Here is a 20,301-nt window from a genome sequence, read left to right on the forward strand (position 1 = left end):
ATGAAGAAATCCGCCCGCGACATTTCCGACAGCAGCAGCAGCATCCGCCGCCGCGCCCTGATGCTGGGCGCGATCCAGGCCGCCGTGGTGGCGACGCTGGGCTGGCGGCTGAAGACGATGCAACTGGACCGCGCCGACGAGTTCCGGCTGCTGTCCGACGGCAACTCGATCAAGATCCGGCTGCTGCCGCCCGCGCGGGGCCTGATCCACGACCGCAACGGCATCGTCATCGCCGGGAACGAGGCCAATTACCGCGCCACCATCACGAAAGAAGAGGCGGGCGACCCCGCGCTGGTGCTTGCCCGGCTGCGGCAGCTTGTGCCGATGACCGACACCGCCGTGGCCGCGCTGCTGGCGGAAATCGACAAGCGCAGCGCCATCACCCCCGTGATCGTCGCCGACCGCCTGACATGGGATCAGTTCGCCTCCATCGCCGTCAACGCGCCTGCCCTGCCCGGCGTGACGCCCGAGGCGGGCCTGTCGCGCAGCTATCCCCGCGCGGGCGATTTCGCCCATGTGCTGGGCTATGTCGGGCCGGTCTCCGACTATGACCTGTCGAAGATGGAAAACCCCGATCCCGTGCTGATGCTGCCCGAGTTCCAGTTGGGCAAGCTGGGGGTCGAGGCCAAGCTGGAGGACCGGCTGCGCGGCAAGGCCGGCACCCGCCGGGTCGAGGTCAACAGCGCCGGCCGCGAGATGCGCGAGCTGGAACGGATCGAGGGCCAGCAGGGCGAGACGGTGCAGATGACGCTGGACGCGGGCCTGCAGAACTTCGCCGTCCAGCGGCTGGGCGAGGAAAGCGCCGCCGCCGTGGTGATGGATGTGCGCAACGGCGACATCCTCGCCAGCGCCTCGTCGCCGGTCTTCGACCCCAACCTGTTCGTGCGGGGGATTTCCGGCGCCGATTACAGGGCGCTGATGGAACATGACCACCGGCCGTTGGCCGACAAGACGGTGCAGGGTGTCTATCCGCCCGGCTCGACCTTCAAGATGGTCACGCTTCTGGCGGGGCTGGAATCAGGCCTGATCGACAGCCGCACCCGCCATCACTGCCCCGGCCACACGACGGTCGCGGGCCGCCGCTTTCATTGCTGGAGCAGGGGCGGCCATGGCTCGGTCGCGGCGGTGGCCAGCCTCGAACGGTCTTGCGACGTTTACTACTATGAACTGGCGCAGAAGATCGGGATCGAGCGCATCGCCGCCATGGCGCGGCGGCTGGGCATCGGGGTGCGGCATGACCTGCCCATGTCCGCCATTGCCGAAGGGATCGCCCCCGACCGCGCCTGGAAGCGGGCGCGCCACGATCAGGAATGGCATGTCGGCGACAGCATCAACGCCTCGATCGGGCAGGGCTATGTGCTGGCCTCGCCCCTGCAACTGGCGGTGATGACCGCGCGGGTGGCGACGGGGCTGGAGGTCAGGCCGCGCCTCGTCCGCGCCGTGGAAGGCATGGTCGCCCCCGATCCGGTCTTTGCCGATCTGGGGCTGTCGCCGGCGCATCTGACCACGGCCCGCGCCGGGATGGATGCGGTGATGAACGGCGGCAGCGGCACGGCCGCGCGGGCGCGCATCCAGCGGGCGGAATGGCGGATGGCGGGCAAGACCGGCACCAGCCAGGTCCGCAACATCACCGCGGCCGAACGCGCCCGCGGCGTCATCCGCAACGACCAGTTGCCCTGGAACCGCCGCGACCACGCGCTGTTCGTCTGCTACGCGCCCTTCGATGCCCCGCGCTATGCGGTGTCGGTCGTTGTGGAACATGGCGGCGGCGGCTCGGCGGTGGCGGCACCCATCGCGCGGGACATCCTGCTTTACGCGCTGGCCGGGGGCCTGCCCCCCCTTGACGCCTATCCGTCCGAACAGCGCGACGGCATCGCCGAGATGCTGGGCCGGATGCGGCTTGCACCCTCGCCCGTGGCGCAGGCGGGCACCGGGCGGGCGCGGGCATGAGGCGGGCGGCATGAGCAGCTATCTCGACTACAAGCCCGACCATGCGCCGGCCGGCTGGCGCAAGATCCTGCATCTGAACTGGCCGCTGACCCTTCTTCTGGCAGCGGTGGCCTCGACCGGATTCCTGATGCTCTATTCGGTCGCGGGCGGCCGGGCCGAGGCCTGGGTCGAGCCGCAGGTGGAACGCTTCGCCGTCGGCTTCGTCGCCATGATCGCGCTGGCCTTCACCCCGGTCTGGTTCTGGCGCTCGATCTCGGTCGCGGCCTATGTCGTCTGTCTCGGGCTGCTGCTGGCCGTGGACATCGTCGGCCACAATGCCATGGGGGCGCAGCGATGGCTGGACATCGGGCCGATCAAGCTGCAGCCGTCGGAAATCAGCAAGATCGCGCTCGTGCTGGTGCTGGCGACCTATTACGCCTGGCTGGACCTTGCCCGTGTGTCGCGGCCGCTGTGGGTGCTGATCCCGGTCGCGCTGATCCTGCTGCCGACCGGGCTGGTGCTGGCGCAGCCGGACCTTGGCACCTCGGTCATGCTGGTCGCGGGCGGCGGCATCATGATGTTCGTGGCGGGCGTCAGCCTGTGGTATTTCGCGGCCGTGATCGGCGCGGTGGGCGGGCTGGTCTTCGCGGTCATGCGCAGCCGCGGGACGGAATGGCAGTTGCTGCACGACTACCAGTATCGGCGCATCGACACCTTCCTTGACCCGACCACCGACCCGCTGGGGGCGGGCTACAACATCACCCAGGCGCAGATCGCGCTGGGGTCCGGGGGCTGGTCGGGGCGGGGCTTCATGCAGGGCACGCAGAGCCGGCTGAACTTCCTGCCCGAAAAGCACACCGACTTCATCTTCACCACGCTGGCCGAGGAATTCGGCTTCGTCGGCTCGATCACGCTGCTGGGGCTTTACGCCCTCATCATCGCCTTCTGCATCTATTCGGCGATGACCAACCGCGACCGTTTCGCCAGCCTCATGACGCTGGGGATCGGGGGCACGTTCTTTCTGTATTTCGCGGTCAACATGGGGATGGTCATGGGCCTGATGCCGGTCGTGGGGGTGCCCCTGCCGATGGTCAGCTATGGCGGCACGCAACTGATGATCCTGCTGATGGCCTTCGGCCTTGTGCAATCCGCCCACGTGAACAGGCCCCGGTGATGCGCGTCTTCTTCGCCGCCCCTTCGCGCCTCTGGGACGAATGGTCCCCCGCCCTGCGCGCCGCCTGCCCCGAGATGGAGCTTTGCCGCGACGGCGACCCGGCCAGCTTCGACGCGCTGATCTATGCGCCGGGCTACCCCGACACGGGCGAGCCGATGGACTTCCGCCCCTTCACCCGCGCCCGCGTGGTGCAAAGCCTCTGGGCCGGGGTCGAGCGGATCGTGGGCAACAAGACGCTGACCCAGCCCTTGTGCCGGATGGTCGATCCGGGGCTGGCGCAGGGGATGGCGGAATGGTGCCTCGGCTGGACCATGCGGCTGCATCTGGGGATGGACCGCTACCTGCAGGACGGGCAGTGGCGGAACGGGCTGGTGCCGCCGCTGGCCTCGGAACGCCCGGTCACGATCCTCGGGATGGGAGAGTTGGGGCGGGCGGTGGCCGAGAAGCTGCAGGGCGCGGGCTTTCCCGTCACGGGCTGGTCAGCCTCGGGCCGCGCAGTTCCGGGGATTCGGGTGCTGGGGGCGGATGCGCTGCCGCAGGCGCTGGAGGGGGCGGAGATCCTGATCTCGCTGCTGCCCGACACGCCCGGGACGTGGAACCTGCTGGATGCGCAGAGGCTGGCGATGCTGCCGCAAGGGGCCTTCCTGCTGAACCCCGGACGCGGGACGGTGCTGGACGACGAGGCGCTGCTGGCCGCGCTGGACGAGGGGCGGCTGGCCCATGCCGTGCTGGACGTCTTCCGCACCGAGCCGCTGCCGCCCGGCCATCCCTTCTGGGCGCATCCGGGCGTGACGGTGACCCCGCATATCGCCGCCGACACCCGCCCTGCGACTGCCGCGCCGGTCGCCGCCGAGAACCTGCGCCGCGCCATGGAGGGGCGGCCCCTGCTGCATCTGGTGGACCGGACACGGGGCTACTAACGGTCAGCGCCAAACAACGACCGCATGAAAGCAGCAAGCGTGCCGAGATCGCCAAGAGCAAAAGGCGGCAGCTTGGCTGAAATGCGAGAAGGTCAGCGCAGCCAGAAGCGCGATTTGATTTGGTCAGGATTGTGCAAGGACAGCAACGCTGCCGTAACGTGAGGCGTCAGCGCAGCCGGGGCGGGGCGTCGGGATCGCGGCGCTTGGGTTCGGGTTTCGGCACGGCCACCGCCTCGATCCGCACGGCGCCTTGCGGCAGCGGCAGGTCCTCGAAGGTGACATCCACGCCGCCCTCGACCGGCGGCAAAAAGGCGATCAGTTCCGCCAGCGCCTTGGCAATCGCCGGCCTGTCGGGGTTGCCGGCGCCGGCCACGACGATCAGGTGCCCCTGCCGCCCGTCCTGCCAGTCCACGCCCACCAGCGCCGCGCCTGCCACCATCCCCGCCATGTCGCCCAGCCGGGTGGCGAGCGGCTCGGCCACCGTCCCGACCGCATTGGGGCGGGGCGCGGTCAGGCGGCGGGGGGCAGCCTCGCCCGCCTCGGGCGCCTCGGCCAGGGCCGCGATCAGCCAGCCCAGCGCACCTGCGTCCAGCAGCATCTCGGACGGGCGGCCGGGGTTGACCAGCAGCCCCAACCCCGCCTCGGCCAGTTCCCGCGCCAGAATCCGGCCCGGTAGCGAAACATGGGCGACCGGCCCGCCGAGGAACCCGGCAAGCGCCGCATCGTCGTCGCAGGCCAGCGCCACCGCGCCGCCCGGCAGGTCGAACATCCGCAACTCGGCCCGGTCGCCCGCAGGCTCGGACACAAGGGCGGCGTGCAGTTCCGTATCGGCCAGCCGCCGCAGGACCGCCGCGCGCTGGACCGGGTCCGCGTCGTGGAAGGGCACATGCGCGCAAAGGCGGTCGAGTTCGGTCTGGGGCGTCGTCACAGCACCTCGGCCAGCGTGCGGCGCAGTTCGGGCACCAGCTCGGCCTCGAACCACGGGTTGCGTTTCAGCCAACCGGTATTCCGCCAGGACGGGTGAGGCAAGGGAAACACCCGCGGCGCATGGTCCCGCCAGCCCGCCACGGCGGCGGTGACGTCCCGCAGGCCCAAGTGCCAGCGGATGGCGTAGCCGCCGATCAGCAGGGTGACGCGGGGCTGCAACTCCTCCAGCACCCGCGCCCGCCATGTCGCCGCGCAGACCGGGGGCGGCGGCAGGTCGGACCCCTTGGCATCATAGCCCGGAAAGCAGAAGCCCATCGGCACGATCGCCACGCGCGCGCGGTCGTAGAAGGTGGCCTCGTCCACCCCCATCCAGGACCTGAGCCGCTGGCCCGAGGCATCGGTGAAGGGCCGGCCCGAGTGATGCACCCGCATCCCCGGCGCCTGGCTGGCCACCAGCACCCGCGCGCCCCGTGCGAACCAGACCACGGGACGCGGCGCGTGGGCCGTCGCGGTCAGGGCGAAGCGGTCGGCACAAAGGCGGCAGCCGCGCAACTCGGCGGCGACGGGCAGGTCTTGGGGCGGGGACAGGTCGGTCATGCGGGTTCAGATAGGAACGCGGCGGGACGATAACACCTCGCATTCTCACGATCCGCTGCGTATGATTGGACATAAGGGCGTCTGCGCCCTATGTTCGGTCCCTGAAAGCGGGCGGCTGGCGCCCGATGTCTCATGCGCCTTTTCGCCGGATGCTGGAATTCGACAACGTTTCAAAGTCGTTCTGGACCGGAACGCAGCGCAAGGTCATCCTTGACCAGGCCTCGTTTCGGGTGGAACTGGGGCAGTCGCTGGGCATCCTCGCGCCCAACGGCACCGGCAAGACCACCATCATCAACATGATGTGCGGGCTGGAAAAGCCCGACGAGGGCACGATCCGGGCGGACTGCCGGGTGTCCTTCCCGCTAGGCTTCATGGGCGGGGTGATCCCCAAGCTCTCGGCCAACGAGAACGCGCGCTATATCGCGCGGATCTACGGGCTGGACCCCGATTACGTTTCGGCCTTCTGCCGCTGGCTTTGCGACATCGACGAATATTTCGACCAGCCGGTCGGCACCTACAGTTCGGGGATGCGCTCGCGGCTGACATTCTCGCTGCTGCTGGCGCTGGATTTCGACATCTACCTGATCGACGAGGGGATGCCGGGATCGACCGACGTGGAATTCAACCGCAAGGCCGGCAGCGTGCTTTATGACCGGCTGAAGACCGCAACCGTGGTGGTGGTGTCCCACCAGCCCGCCACCTTGGAAAAATTCTGCCGCCGCGCGGGCGTCTTGCGCGACGGGCGTCTTTACATGTTCGATTCCCTGGACGAGGCCAAACAGTATTATGACTACACCGCCTAAGGTCCGCCGCTTTCATCTCAGCCCGTCCGAATCCCCTATCGCCGCCGCCCGCGAAGCGGCAAGGTCGGCCGTCCGCCCGGATGCCGCCCCGCGCCGCGCCGAGGCAGAGCCTGCGCGCACGGGCGTCAGGGTCGAGGTGCACAAGGGCGGCCGCCCGGCCGGACCGGCGGGACCGGCCGCAGATCAGGGTCAGCCCGGCGCCGAGATGCCCTTTGCCGACACGGACGACGGCTTCGGCAGCATGCGCTTTCCGGGGGCCGACGCGGCCACCCCGCCACAGGCGGCGAACGCGCCCGCGGGACCCGGGGCCGAAGCGGATGCCGCGGCGCTGGCCGCGATCCGGGCCGAGAACCTGACCTCGCGCCAGTTGCGCATGGCCGCCCGCATCGCCGCCATGCACGAGATCGAGGTTTCCTCGGAATACGAGGCCGTGCTGCGCCTGCGCCAACGCGGCATCGACCCCTTCCACCGCGGCGCGGTCGGCAAGATCCTGTCGGACGCGGGCCACGAGGCGCAGGCCGCGCCCTCGCCTCTCGCCCCGGCCACCGTGCCGGGTGGAAGGCCCCAGCGCAGCCGCAGCCGCGAGATCGTGCCCCTCCCCCCGCCCGGCGAGGTCGGCCCGCCACGGCGTCCCGAACTGCCCTCGCGCGAGGCGCTGACCGAGGAACGCCGCGCGGCGGAAATCTACCGCATCCAGCGCGACATCGCCCGCCGCCGCCGCAAGCGGCTGGCCTTCCTGATGGCGCGGCTGGCCTTCTTCGTGGGCCTGCCGACACTGATCGCGGGCTGGTACTACTTCACCCAGGCGACGCCGCTTTACGCGACCCATTCGCAGTTCCTGATCCAGACCGCCGATGGCGGCTTCGGCGGCGAATCGGCGGGCCTGCTGGGCGCCTCGCCCATGGCCACCAACCCCGACAGCGTGTCGGTGCAAAGCTACCTGACATCGCGGGGCGCGATGCTGCGGCTGGACGACGACTTGGGCTTCACCCGCGCCTTCCAGGACCCGGCGGTCGACGCACTGCTACGCCTGCCCGAGGATGCCACCTCGGAACAGGCCTACAAGCTTTACGATCAGTCGGTGAAGATCGGCTATGACCCGACCGAGGGCGTCATCAACATGGAGGTGATTGCCCCCGACCCCCAACTGTCCGAGCAGTTCTCGCTGGCGCTGATCCGCTATGCCGAGGGGCAGGTGGACCAGATGTCCGCCCGCCTGCGCGACGACCAGATGAAGGGTGCCGCCGAAAGCTATGCGGATGCCGAGCGGAAGGTGCAGGAGTCGCAGGACCGCATCCAGGAACTGCAGGTGCAGCTTGGGGTGCTGGACCCGATGGCCGAAAGCGGCGCGGTCATGGGGCGGATCAGCACGCTTGAAACCCAGTTGGCCGAAAAGCGGCTGGAACTGGGGCAGCTTCAGTCCAACCCCCGCCCGAACCAGAGCCGGGTGCAGGGCGTCGAGGGCGACATCAGCCGGATCGAGCAGATGATCGCGGAAACCCGCGCCCAGTTGACCGAGAATACCGGCAACCGCGCCTCGCTGGCGGCGATCACGGGGCAGTTGCGGATCGCCGAAAGCGACCTCGCCACCCGGCAGCAACTGCTGGCGGCAGCCGCCACGCAGATGGAGGCCGCGCGGGTCGAGGCGAACAAGCAGGTGCGCTATCTCTCGCTGTCGGTGGCTCCGGTTCCGCCCGACGCAGCGACCTATCCCAAGGCGCTGCAGAACACGATCGTGGCCTTTCTCATCTTCTCGGGGATCTATCTGATGATGTCGCTGACCGCTTCGATCCTGCGCGAACAGGTGTCGTCATGAGCACCGCCCCGCGCCACGTCGCCGTGAGGGACGTGACATTCGGCAACGACCTGCCGCTGGTCCTGATCGCCGGTCCCTGCCAGTTGGAAACGCTGGACCACGCCCTGTCCATCGCCGAACCCTTGGCGCAAGCCTGCGCCACGGCGGGCGCGGGCTTCGTCTTCAAGGCCAGCTACGACAAGGCGAACCGCACCTCGCTGTCGGGCAAGCGCGGCGTGGGTATCGACGAGGGGCTTGCGATGCTGGCCGCCGTGCGCGACCGGATCGGCTGCCCGGTGCTGACCGACGTGCATGACGAGGCGCAGGCCCTGCGCGCGGCCGAGGTCGCGGACATCATCCAGATCCCCGCCTTCCTGTCGCGCCAGACCGACCTGCTGCTGGCCGCCGGCCGCACGGGCGCGGTGGTCAACGTCAAGAAGGGCCAGTTCCTTGCCCCCTGGGACATGGGCAACGTGGCCGACAAGGTGGCCTCGACCGGCAACGACCGCATCCTGCTGACCGAACGCGGCGTCAGCTTCGGCTACAACACGCTGGTCGCGGACATGCGGTCCCTGCCGATCATGGCGCGGACGGGCTGGCCAGTGATCATGGACGCGACCCACTCGGTCCAGCAGCCGGGCGGCCAAGGCGGATCGTCGGGCGGGCAGCGCGAGTTCGCGCCAGTGATGGCGCGGGCAGCGGTGGCCATCGGCGTGGCAGGTGTCTTCATCGAGACGCATGAGGATCCCGACCGTGCCCCCTCGGACGGGCCGAACATGGTGCCGCTGGACCGGATGCCGGCGCTGATCGCCAGCCTGATGCGCTTTGACCAACTGGCCAAGTCCGACCCGGTGATGGGCTGATCCCTAGGAAACCTGCGGCACCTTCACCGTCACCAGCAGATAGCGCGCCCGGATCAGGGTCTTGCCGTCTTCCCCCTGATTCTCGCGCTCGATCAGCGCGAGCATCCTGCCGCGCAGTTCATCGGCGCGCGGCCCCGGCCCGAGCCATTCGAACACCCGGATCACCGGGCCGAAATACTTGAGGAAGATCTCCAGCAGGGCCGAGGGCGGGCCATCCAGCCGGAACTCCTTGATGGACGGCTGCATGGCGATCGCCTCATGCGGGATGCCCGCCTGTCCGAATCGCTCGATCACCTTCGCCTCGATCCCCCAATCCGTTGGCGGGATGAACCCCTCGGGCGGCGGCGGGCCGTATTCCTGCATCATCCTGAGGATCTGGGCAGGCATGGTCGGATCGTTCGGAATCCAGTTGCCCATGACGATCCGCCCGCCGCGCCTGGCCACCCGGACCATGCTGCGCGCGACCTCCTGCGGGCAGGGCGCGAACATCGCGCCAAAGACGCTGAGCACCAGATCGAAGGCGTTGTCCGGCAGCGCCGACAGATCACAGGCATCGCCCTCAATGATGCGGATGTTGGTCAGCCCTTCGGCCGCCACCCGCGCCTGCGCCGCGGCCACGAGGTTGCGGGCGATGTCCACGCCCAGCACTTCGGCCCCGCGCCGCGCCATGGGCAGCGCCGTGCCGCCGTCCCCGCAGGCAAGATCCAGCGCCTTCATCCCCGGCGTGATGCCCAGTTCCTCGACCAGTTGATCCGCGCTGCCGCGCATGGTCTCGGCGAGCTTCGAGAAGTCGCCCTTCTCCCACAATTCCTTGTTCGGATTCATGATCGGTCTCCACCCTCGCGGTGACACGCGACGCCCGGTCCGCGAAGCCGGCCGGGCGAAGGGCGGACAGGCAGCAGGCCCGCCCGTCGAACACCGGCACCCGCCGGTGCGGCGCGATCATATCACGCGGCGGCCATCGGCGCGCCGAGAATCGCCCTGGCCGCTGCATGTCCCGAGGCCCAGGCCCACTGGAAATTGTAACCGCCCAGCCAGCCGGTCACGTCCACGACCTCGCCGATGAAATACAGGCCCGGAACATGGCGCGAGCGCAGGCTGCGGGCATCGAGATCGCGGCAGTCCACGCCGCCCACCGTCACCTCGGCGGTGCGATAACCCTCGGTTCCCACGGGCCGGATGCGCCAGCCATGGACCCTGTCGGCCAGCGCGCCCAGCCGCACGTCGGGCTGATCGGCCAGCCGCGCGCCTTCAAGGCCCGCCTCATCGACGATGGCGGCGGCAAGCCGCTCGGGCAGCATCCGGGCCAGCACCGTTGCAACCTGAACCCGGCCTCCCTCGCGCCGCGCAAGCTTCAGCGCCGCCGCGATCCCGTTCTGTGGACGCAGGTCCAGGGCCAGTTCCTCCCCTGCCCGCCAGTAGCTGGAGATCTGCAGGATGGCCGGGCCGGAAAGCCCGCGGTGGGTGAACAGCAACTGGTCGTCAAAGCTGATCGCCTTGCGGCGGGGCGCCTTCAGCGCCGGCAGCGAAGCGCGGGCCGCGACCGCGACCCCGGCCAGCGGCGCCGAGAGTTCCAGGTCCTGCCGGGCAAAGGTCAGCGGCACCAGCCCGGGGCGCGTATCCACGACCCGGTGCCCGGTGGCTGCGGCAATGTCATAGCCGATCCCCGTCGCGCCCATCTTCGGAATCGACTTGCCCCCGGTCGCGACGACGACATGCGCGGCCTCGATCGGTCCCGCCGAGGTCTCGACCCGCAGCCGTTCACCGGGCAGGATGCCGGTCACGGCAACGCCCAGCCGCAGCTCGGCCGGTCCCATCCTTTGCACCAGCATCCGCACGACCTGGGTGGCGCGTCCATCGCAGAAAAGCTGCCCCTGCGCCTTCTCGTGCCAAGCGATTCCGGCGCGGTTCACCAGCGCGACGAAATCCTCGGGCCTGAACCCGGCCAAGGCCGAGGCGCAGAATCGCGGCACATCCGACAGGAAGGTGTCATGCCGGGTCGCAAGATTGGTGAAATTGCACCGTCCCCCGCCCGAGATGCGGATCTTTTCGCCCGGCGCACGGGCATGATCCAGCACCACGACCCGCAGCCCGTGCCCCGCAAGGCTGCCCCCGCAGAACAACCCGGCCGCCCCCGCCCCGAGAATGACGACATCCACCTGTTTCATCCGGCGCCGATAACCGTCCGTACAGGCCGGCACAAGTTTTTGTGCGCGCCCTCTTGCGCGCCCCGTGAGGCACCGCTAAACACCCCCGCACTGCTGGGGCGTGGCCAAGTGGTAAGGCATCGGTTTTTGGTACCGTGTACCGTAGGTTCGAATCCTACCGCCCCAGCCAGTCATCTTACCTGACTTCATCTCACGCCTGAGGCGCAGGAAGACCTGCGCTATTTCCGTGGCTTGTGCAGGCTCGCTGCGCACTGAGACGCGGCTTTCTCCCTGATATCCCCGCATCTTCCGTGCCCGTCTCAGGAGGGGTTTTCGGTCGTACGGTTTTCGCCTGCCGCAGGCGTTTACAGGGAAATTACAGGGAAAATATCAGGCAAAGCTCAGTCGGGGCAGGATCAGACAGCTGTTTGAGCACCGGTTTTCAACGGCTTGGCACGGGAATTCCCTGCCCGCATGAACAGGGAATTGGTGGCGCAGCATCAGGGAACAGGCGCCGCCCGATCAGGGAAACAACAGAGAGGAACAGGGAAGCGGATCAAGCCGGGGAGATGCCGGTGCGGCGGTACTGCTGATCCCACTCCGGCGGCATTTCAGGCCGCGTCAGACTGTGCAGGGTCAGGTGCTCGGGCTGTGTGCCGTCGAGGATCGCGCTCTGGATCTCAGGAGCGAGAAAGGCCAGCTGCAGATGCCCGCGCAGGCAGCCGGCGGAGATGCCGGAGTCATGGGCCAGCCGACCCAGATCCGCGCCCTGACGCAGGGCACCGAGCCATCGGTGGGCGCGGATCAGCGCGCCGGCCAGCTTCGGATCCGGTTGCCGGGCAAACTCGCCGATCACCACCTTTGCTCCCACGCCACGCCGGCAGAGGGAGACGGCAAGGGTCAGGCTCAGGGCGTCGGGACAGAGGTCGTGCGGCTCCAGACCGCAGAGCGCTGCGACAGCGCCGGAGGACAAGTGAAGCGTGAGACGGTCGGTCGCGACCCGACCCTCCTCAATCAGTCCTAGGAGCCGCGCCTCCGCTTCGGACTTGCCGCTCGCGTCAAAAATCTTCGCTGTCAATTGCTCTTCAGCCGAGCCGTGGCGCAGAAGATCGGGTTCAGCGAGCAACCTGTGCTCGTGCAGGAGCCGGGCGAAGTGCGCACGGATGCCGGTTGCGATCCCGGTCTCCAGCGTCGCCGCGGGCAGGCGCCAGGCGGTCGGATCGGGCGGACCGGAGATGAGCCGGTTGGAGACGTAATAGCGATAGCGGCGCGAACCCTTCGTGGTCTGGGTCGGAGTGAGGCGGTCGCCGGCTTCATCGGTCAGCTTGCCGATGAGCGGAGAGGAGGCGCTGCCCTCCGCAGTTTCCTGCCCACGCATCCGCCCGGCACGCTCCTGCACCCGCTGCCACTGCTTCGCTCCGATGATCGGCGGATGCCGGTCGGGGTGGTCCATGCCGCGATGCCGGACGCGACCGATGTAGACCGGATTGGTCAGCAGATAATACAGCTGCCCGCGCCCGAAGGGTCTTTGACCCACCTCCTCATCCATGCGATTGCGGCGCGCCTTGGTGCACATTCCGAGCGCCTTTGCCTGGTCCGTCAGGGCCGTGAGGCAGCCGGTCTCCTCGTAGAGATTGAAGAGTCGTTGCACCTGCTCGGCCTCAAGAGGGTTCACCACCAGCACCTGCTCGCGCGCATCGGGGTGGCGGTCGTAGCCCAAGGGCAGCGTGCCGCCCATCCACAATCCCCGTCGTTTCGAGGCTGCGATCTTGTCGCGGATGCGCTCGCCCGCAACCTCGCGCTCGAACTGCGCAAAGCTCAGGAGCACGTTCAGGGTCAGCCGCCCCATGCTGGTCGAGGTGTTGAAGGCCTGCGTCACCGAGACAAACGAGCAGCCCTTCGCCTCCAGCCGTTCCACGAGACGCGCGAAGTCGGCAAGCGAGCGGGTGAGGCGGTCGATCTTGTAGACCACGATCATGCCGATGCGGCCCGCGTCGACCTCGGCGAGCAACCGCTGCAGCGCCGGCCGGTCGGTATTGCCGCCCGAGAAGCCGCCGTCATCGAAGCGGTCCTTCACCAGTCTCCAGCCCTCGTGCTTCTGGCTCGCGATGTAAGCGGCGCAGGCCTCATGCTGGGCGTCGAGGGTGTTGAAGCCCTGATCGAGCCCCTCCTCCGTGGACTTGCGGGTGTAGATGGCGCAGCGGACCGGGGCCGGCGAGCTCATGTCCGCCGCCTCTTCTGCCCTGCGTCCTGCCCTGTCCCATCAAGCCCGAAGAAGCGCGGACCCGACCACTGCGCCCCGGTGATCTCGCGGGCAATGGCCGAGAGCGAGCGCCATGGGCGACCGTTCCAGAAGTATCCTTCCGCTCTGATCTCCACGACATGGGTGGTGCCGTTCCATTCGCGCAGGAGCCGCCCCCCGGCGACCGGAACTGCCGCCTTCGGGCGACTGTCCGAACGGGCTGCGTGTTCGAGCCGCTCGGCGAGGGCCGGGGGCCAGCCGCCGACGGTGCCGAGCTGAAGATCGAAGGCCAGCACCTTGCGCAGGAGCGGCTGGCTCATGGACCGTGGCGGTCGGCCGCCGTGGAGCTCCTGCCAGAGCCCAAGAAGCCCGGCACGGTCGAGACTGGAGAGGCTGGCAACCGAGGCGGCGGTACGCGGCGCTGCGGCCGGAGCGGTCTGGGACTGGGACATCGGGTTCTTCCGGCTGTGGTGACCGTTGCGGTCGCTGGTACCGGAGAGAGCCCGGCGATGGTCCGGGCGTGCAGTCAGTCACGCTCGGCGTCGGCCGGAAGTCCAGTCGGAGGGAGACGATCCCGACGGCAACATCGAGAGACCTGCCCGTCTTGTAGGATTTTTCTCCGCAGACAGATATTATCCTGTAGCCAGCGCCGGGCCTCAGCCACATACTGGATCTATGAGCACCTCTTGTTACTCATACAAGCCATCGAAGCGACCGCCGGGCCGCCCGGCTGGCTCCGCGCCCTACAAGGCGGAGGATGAGGCCCTTCTGAGGAAGGCCGCCTGTGCACTGGCGGAGAACGATGCCCTGACCCTCACGGCTGTCCTGCGGGCCTGTGACGTGACGCGGGAGAAGGATCTTGCACGGCTCCGGGCACGGTGGCGACAGGTCGGCCCAGCCTTTCTCGATGACGCCCGACGCAACCGGGCAGCCCCTGCGGTTCGTGACTCCTTGCTCCTGCTCTCTTCCGTGGTGGCCGAGTTTGCCGATCGCAGCCGAAGCTCCGGCGATTTCCAGGAGCTGAAGCAGGTGCTCGCCAAGTGTCGCGAGGAGCTTCGTGGTCAATCCGGCGTCCGCCTCACCGATTTAACCACAGTTTTCTGGGCGATGCACGACAGCGGCAACCAGACTGGGAGCTCAGTGGCCAGGCCTCCCAGCCTCATTGGCGACAGAACGACGGCTCATGGGATATCCGATGGCGATCTGCTCTTCCTGTGGGCGCGTCTCTGCGACCGGGAGGCCATCGCGGCATGGGCAAGGGAGGAGAGGCTGAACGATGACCAAAACCCCACGGATTGAGCATCTCCCGCCCGCCGAGTTGAAGCCCTGGGCCAGAAACGCCCGCAAGCACTCCCGCAAGCAGCTGCGGCAGATCGCCGACAGCATCCGCGAGTTCGGCTTCACCAACCCCGTCCTGATCGATGAGACGCGCACCATTCTCGCCGGACATGGACGTGTCGAGGCCGCAAAGCTCCTCGGCCTTGCCCAGGTTCCCTGCGTCTTCATCGAGCACATGAGCGAGGCCCAGAAGCGCGCCTATGTGCTGGCCGACAACAAGCTCGCGCTGAATGCCAGTTGGGACGAAGAGCTGCTTGCCGAAGAGCTGGCGGCACTGGCGAGCATTGATGCCGGGTTCGACCTTGGCGTGACCGGTTTCGAGATCGCCGAGATCGATGCGCTGATCGATGCAGCCGAGCCCGAAGCCGACCAGGACCCGCGCGACGACGCCATCCCGAAGGATGTCGAGGCCCGGGTGCAGCCGGGCGACGTCTGGGCGCTCGGTCCCCATCGCCTGATCTGCGGCGACAGTCTCGATCCGGGTGTCGTCGGCCGGCTCATGAAGGGTGAGCAGGCCCGGATGGTGTTCACCGATCCGCCCTACAATGTTCCGATCGACGGCCATGTCAGCGGCAAGGGGGCGATCCGGCACCGGGAGTTCGCAATGGCGTCGGGTGAGATGACGGCCTCCGAGTTCACGGACTTCCTGCGCCGGGTGTTCTCGAACCTCGTCGCCCATGCAGAAGACGGCGCGATCCACTTCATCTGCATGGACTGGCGCCACATGGGTGAGATCATGGCCGCGGCTCAGGGCATCTATAGCGAACTCAAGAACCTGATCGTCTGGGCCAAGGACAGTGGCGGCATGGGGACCTTCTACTGCTCGCGCCATGAACTGATCGTTGCCTACAAGCAGGGAACGGCGTCTCACACCAACAGCTTTGAACTCGGCCAGCATGGGCGCTACCGGACGAACGTGTGGCAGTATCGCGGCGCCAATCTGGAGGAGCTTCGGCTGCACCCGACCGTGAAGCCGGTTCAGATGATCGTGGATGCTATCCGGGACGTCTCGGCACGCGGCGAGATCGTCCTTGATCTCTTTGGAGGCTCCGGCTCGACCCTCATTGCCGCCGAGAAGACCGGCCGGCGGGCACATCTCTGCGAGATCGATCCACAGTACTGTGACATCATCCTGACCCGCTATGAGGCTTGGGCTCATGACGAGGCCGTGCTGATCGACCGCCCGGCCCCAGCTGCGGCAAGCAGTTCGCCGCGAAGCACGGAGGCGGTCAGCGCCGCGGATGATGACATCAGGCGGCTCATCTCATGACGGATGCGCCCAGAACGCCCACGAACGGCGATTACGAAGTGGGCTATGGCAAGCCGCCGAAGCACAGGCGCTTCCAGAAGGGCAAATCGGGCAATCCAGCCGGTCGGCCTCGCGGGGCCAAAAACAAGTCGAAGTTCTCGAGCAATACCCTGAATGACATGCTGCGCCGGGAGTTGGAGCGAGAGGTCGAGATCCGGGGGACAAGCGAACCTGAGGTTCTGTCCATTGCCCAAGCCGCGATGCGGGCGCTGGGGGTGCAAGCCGTCAAAGGCAATGTCCGTGCCCAGCAACAGGTCATCGCGCTGCAGCGCGACCTCGACATGCAGGAGGCGGCACGGCAGGCAGAGCATGATCAGGCCCTGATTGCCCTGCGCAACGGCCAGCTGGCCAGCCGGGATCGATGCCGGGAACTCGGCTTGTCCGAAGATGACATCATCCCCAACCCCGATCATATCGTCCGCGACCGCGCGACCGGGAACATGATCATCCGCGGACCTGCTGACCGGCAGCAGAAAGTCGAGTGGGAGCGGATGTGGGCGTACCTGGGTTCGTTCCAGTGCGAGATCGAGAAATCGCGAAAGAAGCTGGCCAGACTGGCTCCGTCTCATGTGCAGGAACGAAAAGACCTGACCGAGAGCATCGAGACGAACGGGTATTGGCTGACCTTCTACGACATGAAGCTGATGACCGTCTTCTCGCTTCCGGCATGGCAGGTGTCAGAGGACCGCCAGGAACAGGATGTGCTGGAGCAGCGGGTGCGGGAGGGCAGATGGCCTGATCCACCGGCAGATGTAAGGCGCGGTAGTTGGGACTTGCACTGTTCAAGTCCGCCTTAAAGCCAACGGCACAGGTCGCCTTTGAGATCGAGCAGAACAAGTCCGACGCCGAGGGCAGTGAAACGACCCGGCCGCCAGCAAGAGGAACAGCAGATGATCAGGATCTGACGGCAGAGCGGACGACGCAAAGCTGGATCGACCGCTTCAGGCTGCTGTCGCGCTTGCCTAAGGATATCCGTGCCGATCTGGAGACAGGATCGACGATCGTGTCGGTGCCGGCCGGCGGGCAGGTCTTTGCCCCGGGTCAGTCGGCAGAAAACGTGCTGGTGGTTCTCTCCGGGACGGTAAGTGTCCAGCGACCACCTGAAAATGGGCGCAGTCCGCCCCCGTTTGAGTTGGGGCCCGGTGAGCCCTGCATCCTGGCCCTGTCCAGTGAGATGGCGATTGAAGACTACGGTGCCGACGGGATCGCTGTAACCGCCGCGACCCTCGTGGCCATTCCAAGCGCGATTTTTGTCGACGTATTCACACGCTCGCCTGACTTCCGCATGTTTGTGTTCGAGCTTTGACAGCAAATACGCTGCTCCCCAACGTTCTACCGCCTGAAGGCAGAGTCTTCCAGCTTCGCTCAGGGTGACGGGCTGGTGACGTCCCCCGATTTCGTCAGCGTGATCAGATCCTTGTTGCCGATCGCACCGTATGGCCGCTCTTCGTTGTAGTATCTATGCCAAGCCTCCAGCTTTTCTGCCGCATCGGCAAGGGTCAGGAACCAATGCTGGTTTAGGCACTCGGTCCGGAACCGGCCATTGAACGCTTCGATGAACGCATTGTCGGTCGGCTTCCCTGGCCGGGAGAAGTCGAGAACAACGCCGCGCTGATAGGCCCACAAGTCCATGTCTCGCGAGACGAACTCGCTGCCCTGATCGACCCGGATCGTCTTCGGATAGCCGATCTTCCGGCAAACCCGCTCGAGGGTCGCCACCACGTCTTCGCCGCGATAGCTGTAACGCACATCGAGAATGGGAACATAGCGCGAGAACGTGTCAACGACCGCCAGCACGCGCAGTTTCCTGCCCGTTGCCAGTTGATCATGTACGAAGTCCATTGCCCACACCTCGTTCGGGCCGACTGCCTCGACACGGTCGTCGCGCAGTTTGGCCTTCACCCGCCGCTTCGGCGTCTTGTTCCTGAACTGAAGCCCCAACTCCCTGTAAATTCAGTAAACCTTCTTGATGTTGATGCCCCAGCCTTCGCGGTCGAGCAGGACATGGACCCGGCGGTAGCCATACCGGACACGCATCTCGCAGATTTCCCGGATCCGCTTGGCGACAGCGGGCGCTGTCAAAGGAACCGGCTGGCGGCGAGACCTTGACCGCCCTACCCTGCCCGGCATGACCCAGCGCAGTCCCTTCCGCTATTTCAAGACCTCGCCCGAGATCATCCGCCTGGCTGTGATGCTGTATGTCCGCTTTCCACTATCATTGCGGAACGTCGAGGACCTGCTGCATGAGCGTGGCATCGACGTGAGCCACGAGACCGTCCGCTTCTGGTGGCACAGGTTCGGGCCACTCTATGCCGCCGAGATCCGTAGAATGCGTGCTTCGGCCATGCGGTCTGGTCCACAATGGAAGTGGCACTTGGACGAGGTCTTCGTGAAGATCAACGGACGCACCCACTACCTCTGGCGGGCCGTCGTCCACGAGGGCGAGGTGCTGGAATCCGTCGTCACCAAGACCCGCGATAAGACCCGCGATCGTAAGGCAGGGGAGTGTCTGAAACTCTGTGTATCTGACCGGGCCCATGCGGTTTTCAGATACGGTCAGGCGTCGAGGCGGCCGGCGAACATTATGGCCAGCTGATTGCGGGCGGCAACCCAGTCCCGGACAGCGCGACCGCCCTTCTCGAAGTTGCGGATGGCCAGGAAGATCAGCTTGGTTGCGGCCTCCTCGGTCGGGAACGAGCCCTTGGTTTTCAGGGTTTTCCGCAACACCCGGTTCAGCGATTCCACGGCGTTGGTCGTGTAGATGATCTTCCGGATCGCGGCGCTGAAGGCAAAGAACGGGATCACCTCGGCCCAGGCCCGTCGCCAGGCCGGGGCGATGGACGGGTATCTTCCGGCCCATGTCCCCTCGAAGTCATCGAGCCGGCGGGCGGCCTCCTCGGCAGTCGGGGCCTCATAGATCGGGCGCAGGTCGGCGGCCACCGCCTTGCGGTCTTTCCAGCTGCAGAAGTTCATCGAGTGCCGGATCAGGTGGACGATGCAGGTCTGGACCGTGGTTTCCGGGAAGGCGGCGGTGATCGCCTCCGGGAAGCCCTTCAACCCGTCCACAACGGCGATCAGGATGTCCTGGACGCCGCGGTTGCGCAGCTCGTTCATCACCGACAGCCAGAACTTGGCACCTTCGTTGTCGGCGATCCAAAGCCCAAGAACCTCGCGCTCGCCCTCCCGCGTGACGCCCAGGGCGATGTAGACCGCCTTGTTCCGCACCATCCGGCTGTCGGCATCGCGAATCTTGACGCGCAGGGCGTCAAAGATGACGATCGGATACATCCGGTCCAGCGCCCGGTGCTGCCAGTCCCGGACCTCCTCCAGCACGGCATCGGTGACACGGCTGATCAGGTCGGGCGACACCCGCAGCCCATAGAGATCCTCGAGATGCGCCTGGATGTCGCGCACCGAAAGCCCGGCAGCATAGAGCCCGATGATCTTGTCATCCACTCCGTCGATCCGGGTCTGGCCCTTCCTGACCAGCTCGGGCTCGAAGCTGCCGTCCCGGTCGCGCGGCACCGCCAGCGGCACCTCGCCATCCGAGCCCTTCACCCGCTTCGTCGCGGTGCCATTGCGGCGGTTGGCCTGGTCGGGCGGCGGCTCGGCCCCGGCCTCATAGCCCAGGTGCGCGGTCAGTTCGGCCCCAAGCATCCGCTCCATCAGCCGGACCTTCAGCTCCTTCATCAGCCCGGCATCGCCGAGCAAATCCTCGGGCCGCTTGCAGCCCTTCAGCAACTCGTCCAGCAACTCGTTGGAAATCGTCATCGTCCTTGCTCCTCTCAGGAAGCATGGACCGGGTCAGTCATACACAGAAGACCGGACACTCTCTAAGGCAGCGCTGAAGTTCCTGAGGAAACTGATGCGCAGGTACGGCCGGCCAGAGCAGATCGTCACCGACCGACTGCGCTCCTACGGGGCAGCCCTTCGGCAACTCGGCGCAGGCGCCCGACAGCACTCGGCAAGACATGCGAATAATCGCGTCGAGAACTCGCATCTGCCGTTCCGGCGACGAGAGCGGGCCATGCTCCGCTTCCGGCGGATGAAGACGCTACATCTCTTTGCTGCCGTCCGCTCTTCCGTCTCAAACCACTTCAACCAGGATCGCAGCCTCTCTCGTCGTCAGCACTTCAAGGCCAACCGAGCCGCCGCTCTCGCTGAGTGGCGGCAGCTCGGCGCGGCCTGAGGGCCCGCCCGACCGCGAACACTGAGACGAGTTCGCATTCGTCTGGCAGCACACAAGTTCGCATTCCT

17 protein-coding genes, 1 tRNA gene and 3 pseudogenes are annotated in these 20,301 nt (G+C 67.0%); 13 read left to right on the plus strand and 8 right to left on the minus strand.

Translation table 11 applies throughout. The annotated features are described in order from the left end of the window. From mrdA to JGR78_RS07160, 3 genes are read left to right on the plus strand one after another with little or no spacing between them, the layout of a single operon-like run. A complete protein-coding gene (mrdA, locus tag JGR78_RS07150; protein ID WP_182805610.1) occupies nucleotides 1-1,950 on the plus strand; it encodes a penicillin-binding protein 2 in 1,950 nt (649 codons plus the stop codon). Nucleotides 1,951-1,960: 10 nt separating this feature from the next. Beyond that, the gene (rodA, locus tag JGR78_RS07155) at nucleotides 1,961-3,103 is read left to right on the plus strand and encodes a rod shape-determining protein RodA (RefSeq protein ID WP_182791160.1); all 1,143 of its coding nucleotides are present in this window, start codon (nucleotides 1,961-1,963) and stop codon (nucleotides 3,101-3,103) included. Beyond that, the gene (locus JGR78_RS07160; RefSeq protein ID WP_182791159.1) at nucleotides 3,103-4,023 is read left to right on the plus strand and encodes a glyoxylate/hydroxypyruvate reductase A; all 921 of its coding nucleotides are present in this window, start codon (nucleotides 3,103-3,105) and stop codon (nucleotides 4,021-4,023) included. Before rodA ends, JGR78_RS07160 begins: the two co-directional genes overlap by 1 nt. A gap of 166 nt (nucleotides 4,024-4,189) precedes the next feature. Here JGR78_RS07160 and JGR78_RS07165 read toward each other — a convergent pair whose 3' ends face one another. Next, entirely contained in the window at nucleotides 4,190-4,951 is a 762-nt protein-coding gene (locus JGR78_RS07165) for a hypothetical protein (RefSeq protein ID WP_182791158.1), read from the minus strand. Continuing rightward, on the minus strand, nucleotides 4,948-5,547 hold the full coding sequence (locus tag JGR78_RS07170; RefSeq protein WP_182791157.1) for a uracil-DNA glycosylase family protein: 600 nt from the start codon (nucleotides 5,545-5,547) through the stop codon (nucleotides 4,948-4,950). Before JGR78_RS07170 ends, JGR78_RS07165 begins: the two co-directional genes overlap by 4 nt. Before the next feature lie 149 nt (nucleotides 5,548-5,696). Between JGR78_RS07170 and JGR78_RS07175 the strand changes: the two genes are divergently transcribed. From JGR78_RS07175 to kdsA, 3 genes are read left to right on the plus strand one after another with little or no spacing between them, the layout of a single operon-like run. After that, nucleotides 5,697-6,350 carry an ABC transporter ATP-binding protein gene (locus JGR78_RS07175; RefSeq protein ID WP_182791318.1) on the plus strand — a complete coding sequence of 218 codons (654 nt, stop codon included), beginning with the start codon at nucleotides 5,697-5,699 and terminating at the stop codon, nucleotides 6,348-6,350. Beyond that, a complete protein-coding gene (locus JGR78_RS07180; protein WP_182791156.1) occupies nucleotides 6,334-8,166 on the plus strand; it encodes a capsule biosynthesis protein in 1,833 nt (610 codons plus the stop codon). Before JGR78_RS07175 ends, JGR78_RS07180 begins: the two co-directional genes overlap by 17 nt. After that, on the plus strand, nucleotides 8,163-9,008 hold the full coding sequence (kdsA, locus tag JGR78_RS07185) for a 3-deoxy-8-phosphooctulonate synthase (RefSeq protein WP_182805608.1): 846 nt from the start codon (nucleotides 8,163-8,165) through the stop codon (nucleotides 9,006-9,008). The genes JGR78_RS07180 and kdsA overlap by 4 nt, the downstream gene beginning before the upstream one ends. Before the next feature lie 3 nt (nucleotides 9,009-9,011). Here kdsA and JGR78_RS07190 read toward each other — a convergent pair whose 3' ends face one another. Both JGR78_RS07190 and JGR78_RS07195 read right to left on the minus strand, forming a co-directional pair. Next, nucleotides 9,012-9,833: a class I SAM-dependent methyltransferase gene (locus tag JGR78_RS07190; protein ID WP_182805606.1), complete on the minus strand. Its 822-nt coding sequence runs from the start codon at nucleotides 9,831-9,833 to the stop codon at nucleotides 9,012-9,014. 122 nt (nucleotides 9,834-9,955) lie between these two features. Further along, nucleotides 9,956-11,176, minus strand: a complete 1,221-nt coding sequence (locus tag JGR78_RS07195) for an NAD(P)/FAD-dependent oxidoreductase (protein ID WP_182805604.1) — start codon at nucleotides 11,174-11,176, stop codon at nucleotides 9,956-9,958. A gap of 94 nt (nucleotides 11,177-11,270) precedes the next feature. On the opposite strand from JGR78_RS07195, the gene JGR78_RS07200 reads away from it, so the two are divergent. Then, nucleotides 11,271-11,345: transfer RNA gene (locus JGR78_RS07200), tRNA-Gln, on the plus strand. A gap of 366 nt (nucleotides 11,346-11,711) precedes the next feature. On the opposite strand, the gene JGR78_RS07205 is transcribed toward JGR78_RS07200, so the two are convergent. Together JGR78_RS07205 and JGR78_RS07210 are read right to left on the minus strand one after the other, a co-directional pair. Then, nucleotides 11,712-13,379 carry a recombinase family protein gene (locus tag JGR78_RS07205; protein WP_182791152.1) on the minus strand — a complete coding sequence of 556 codons (1,668 nt, stop codon included), beginning with the start codon at nucleotides 13,377-13,379 and terminating at the stop codon, nucleotides 11,712-11,714. Continuing rightward, nucleotides 13,376-13,849 (minus strand): DUF2924 domain-containing protein, encoded by a 474-nt coding sequence (locus tag JGR78_RS07210; protein ID WP_182791151.1) that lies wholly within the window; start codon nucleotides 13,847-13,849, stop codon nucleotides 13,376-13,378. Before JGR78_RS07210 ends, JGR78_RS07205 begins: the two co-directional genes overlap by 4 nt. A gap of 499 nt (nucleotides 13,850-14,348) precedes the next feature. On the opposite strand from JGR78_RS07210, the gene JGR78_RS07215 reads away from it, so the two are divergent. The 4 genes from JGR78_RS07215 to JGR78_RS07230 are packed head-to-tail and all read left to right on the plus strand — an operon-like array spanning nucleotide 14,349 to nucleotide 17,350. Further along, nucleotides 14,349-14,696, plus strand: coding sequence for a hypothetical protein (locus JGR78_RS07215; RefSeq protein WP_182791150.1), 348 nt, complete (start codon nucleotides 14,349-14,351; stop codon nucleotides 14,694-14,696). After that, on the plus strand, nucleotides 14,674-16,005 hold the full coding sequence (locus tag JGR78_RS07220; RefSeq protein ID WP_182791149.1) for a DNA methyltransferase: 1,332 nt from the start codon (nucleotides 14,674-14,676) through the stop codon (nucleotides 16,003-16,005). Before JGR78_RS07215 ends, JGR78_RS07220 begins: the two co-directional genes overlap by 23 nt. Further along, complete coding sequence (locus JGR78_RS07225) at nucleotides 16,002-16,841, plus strand: DUF5681 domain-containing protein (protein ID WP_182791148.1); 840 nt, start codon at nucleotides 16,002-16,004, stop codon at nucleotides 16,839-16,841. Before JGR78_RS07220 ends, JGR78_RS07225 begins: the two co-directional genes overlap by 4 nt. Continuing rightward, a complete protein-coding gene (locus JGR78_RS07230; protein ID WP_182791147.1) occupies nucleotides 16,811-17,350 on the plus strand; it encodes a Crp/Fnr family transcriptional regulator in 540 nt (179 codons plus the stop codon). The genes JGR78_RS07225 and JGR78_RS07230 overlap by 31 nt, the downstream gene beginning before the upstream one ends. Nucleotides 17,351-17,409: 59 nt before the next feature. Here JGR78_RS07230 and JGR78_RS07235 read toward each other — a convergent pair. Continuing rightward, a pseudogene (locus tag JGR78_RS07235) lies at nucleotides 17,410-18,105 on the minus strand (IS3 family transposase); the annotation flags it as partial. Between the two features lie 67 nt (nucleotides 18,106-18,172). Here JGR78_RS07235 and JGR78_RS07240 point away from each other — a divergent pair. Continuing rightward, nucleotides 18,173-18,526, plus strand: a pseudogene (locus JGR78_RS07240) (transposase); the annotation flags it as partial. Nucleotides 18,527-18,600: 74 nt separating this feature from the next. On the opposite strand, the gene JGR78_RS07245 reads toward JGR78_RS07240, so the two are convergent. After that, complete coding sequence (locus JGR78_RS07245; RefSeq protein WP_200559389.1) at nucleotides 18,601-19,815, minus strand: IS256 family transposase; 1,215 nt, start codon at nucleotides 19,813-19,815, stop codon at nucleotides 18,601-18,603. 34 nt (nucleotides 19,816-19,849) lie between these two features. On the opposite strand from JGR78_RS07245, the pseudogene JGR78_RS07250 reads away from it, so the two are divergent. After that, nucleotides 19,850-20,233, plus strand: a pseudogene (locus tag JGR78_RS07250) (DDE-type integrase/transposase/recombinase); the annotation flags it as partial. Nucleotides 20,234-20,301 lie beyond the last annotated feature (68 nt).

The sequence above is a fragment of the Paracoccus sp. MC1862 genome (genome assembly GCF_016617715.1).
Taxonomy (GTDB): domain Bacteria; phylum Pseudomonadota; class Alphaproteobacteria; order Rhodobacterales; family Rhodobacteraceae; genus Paracoccus.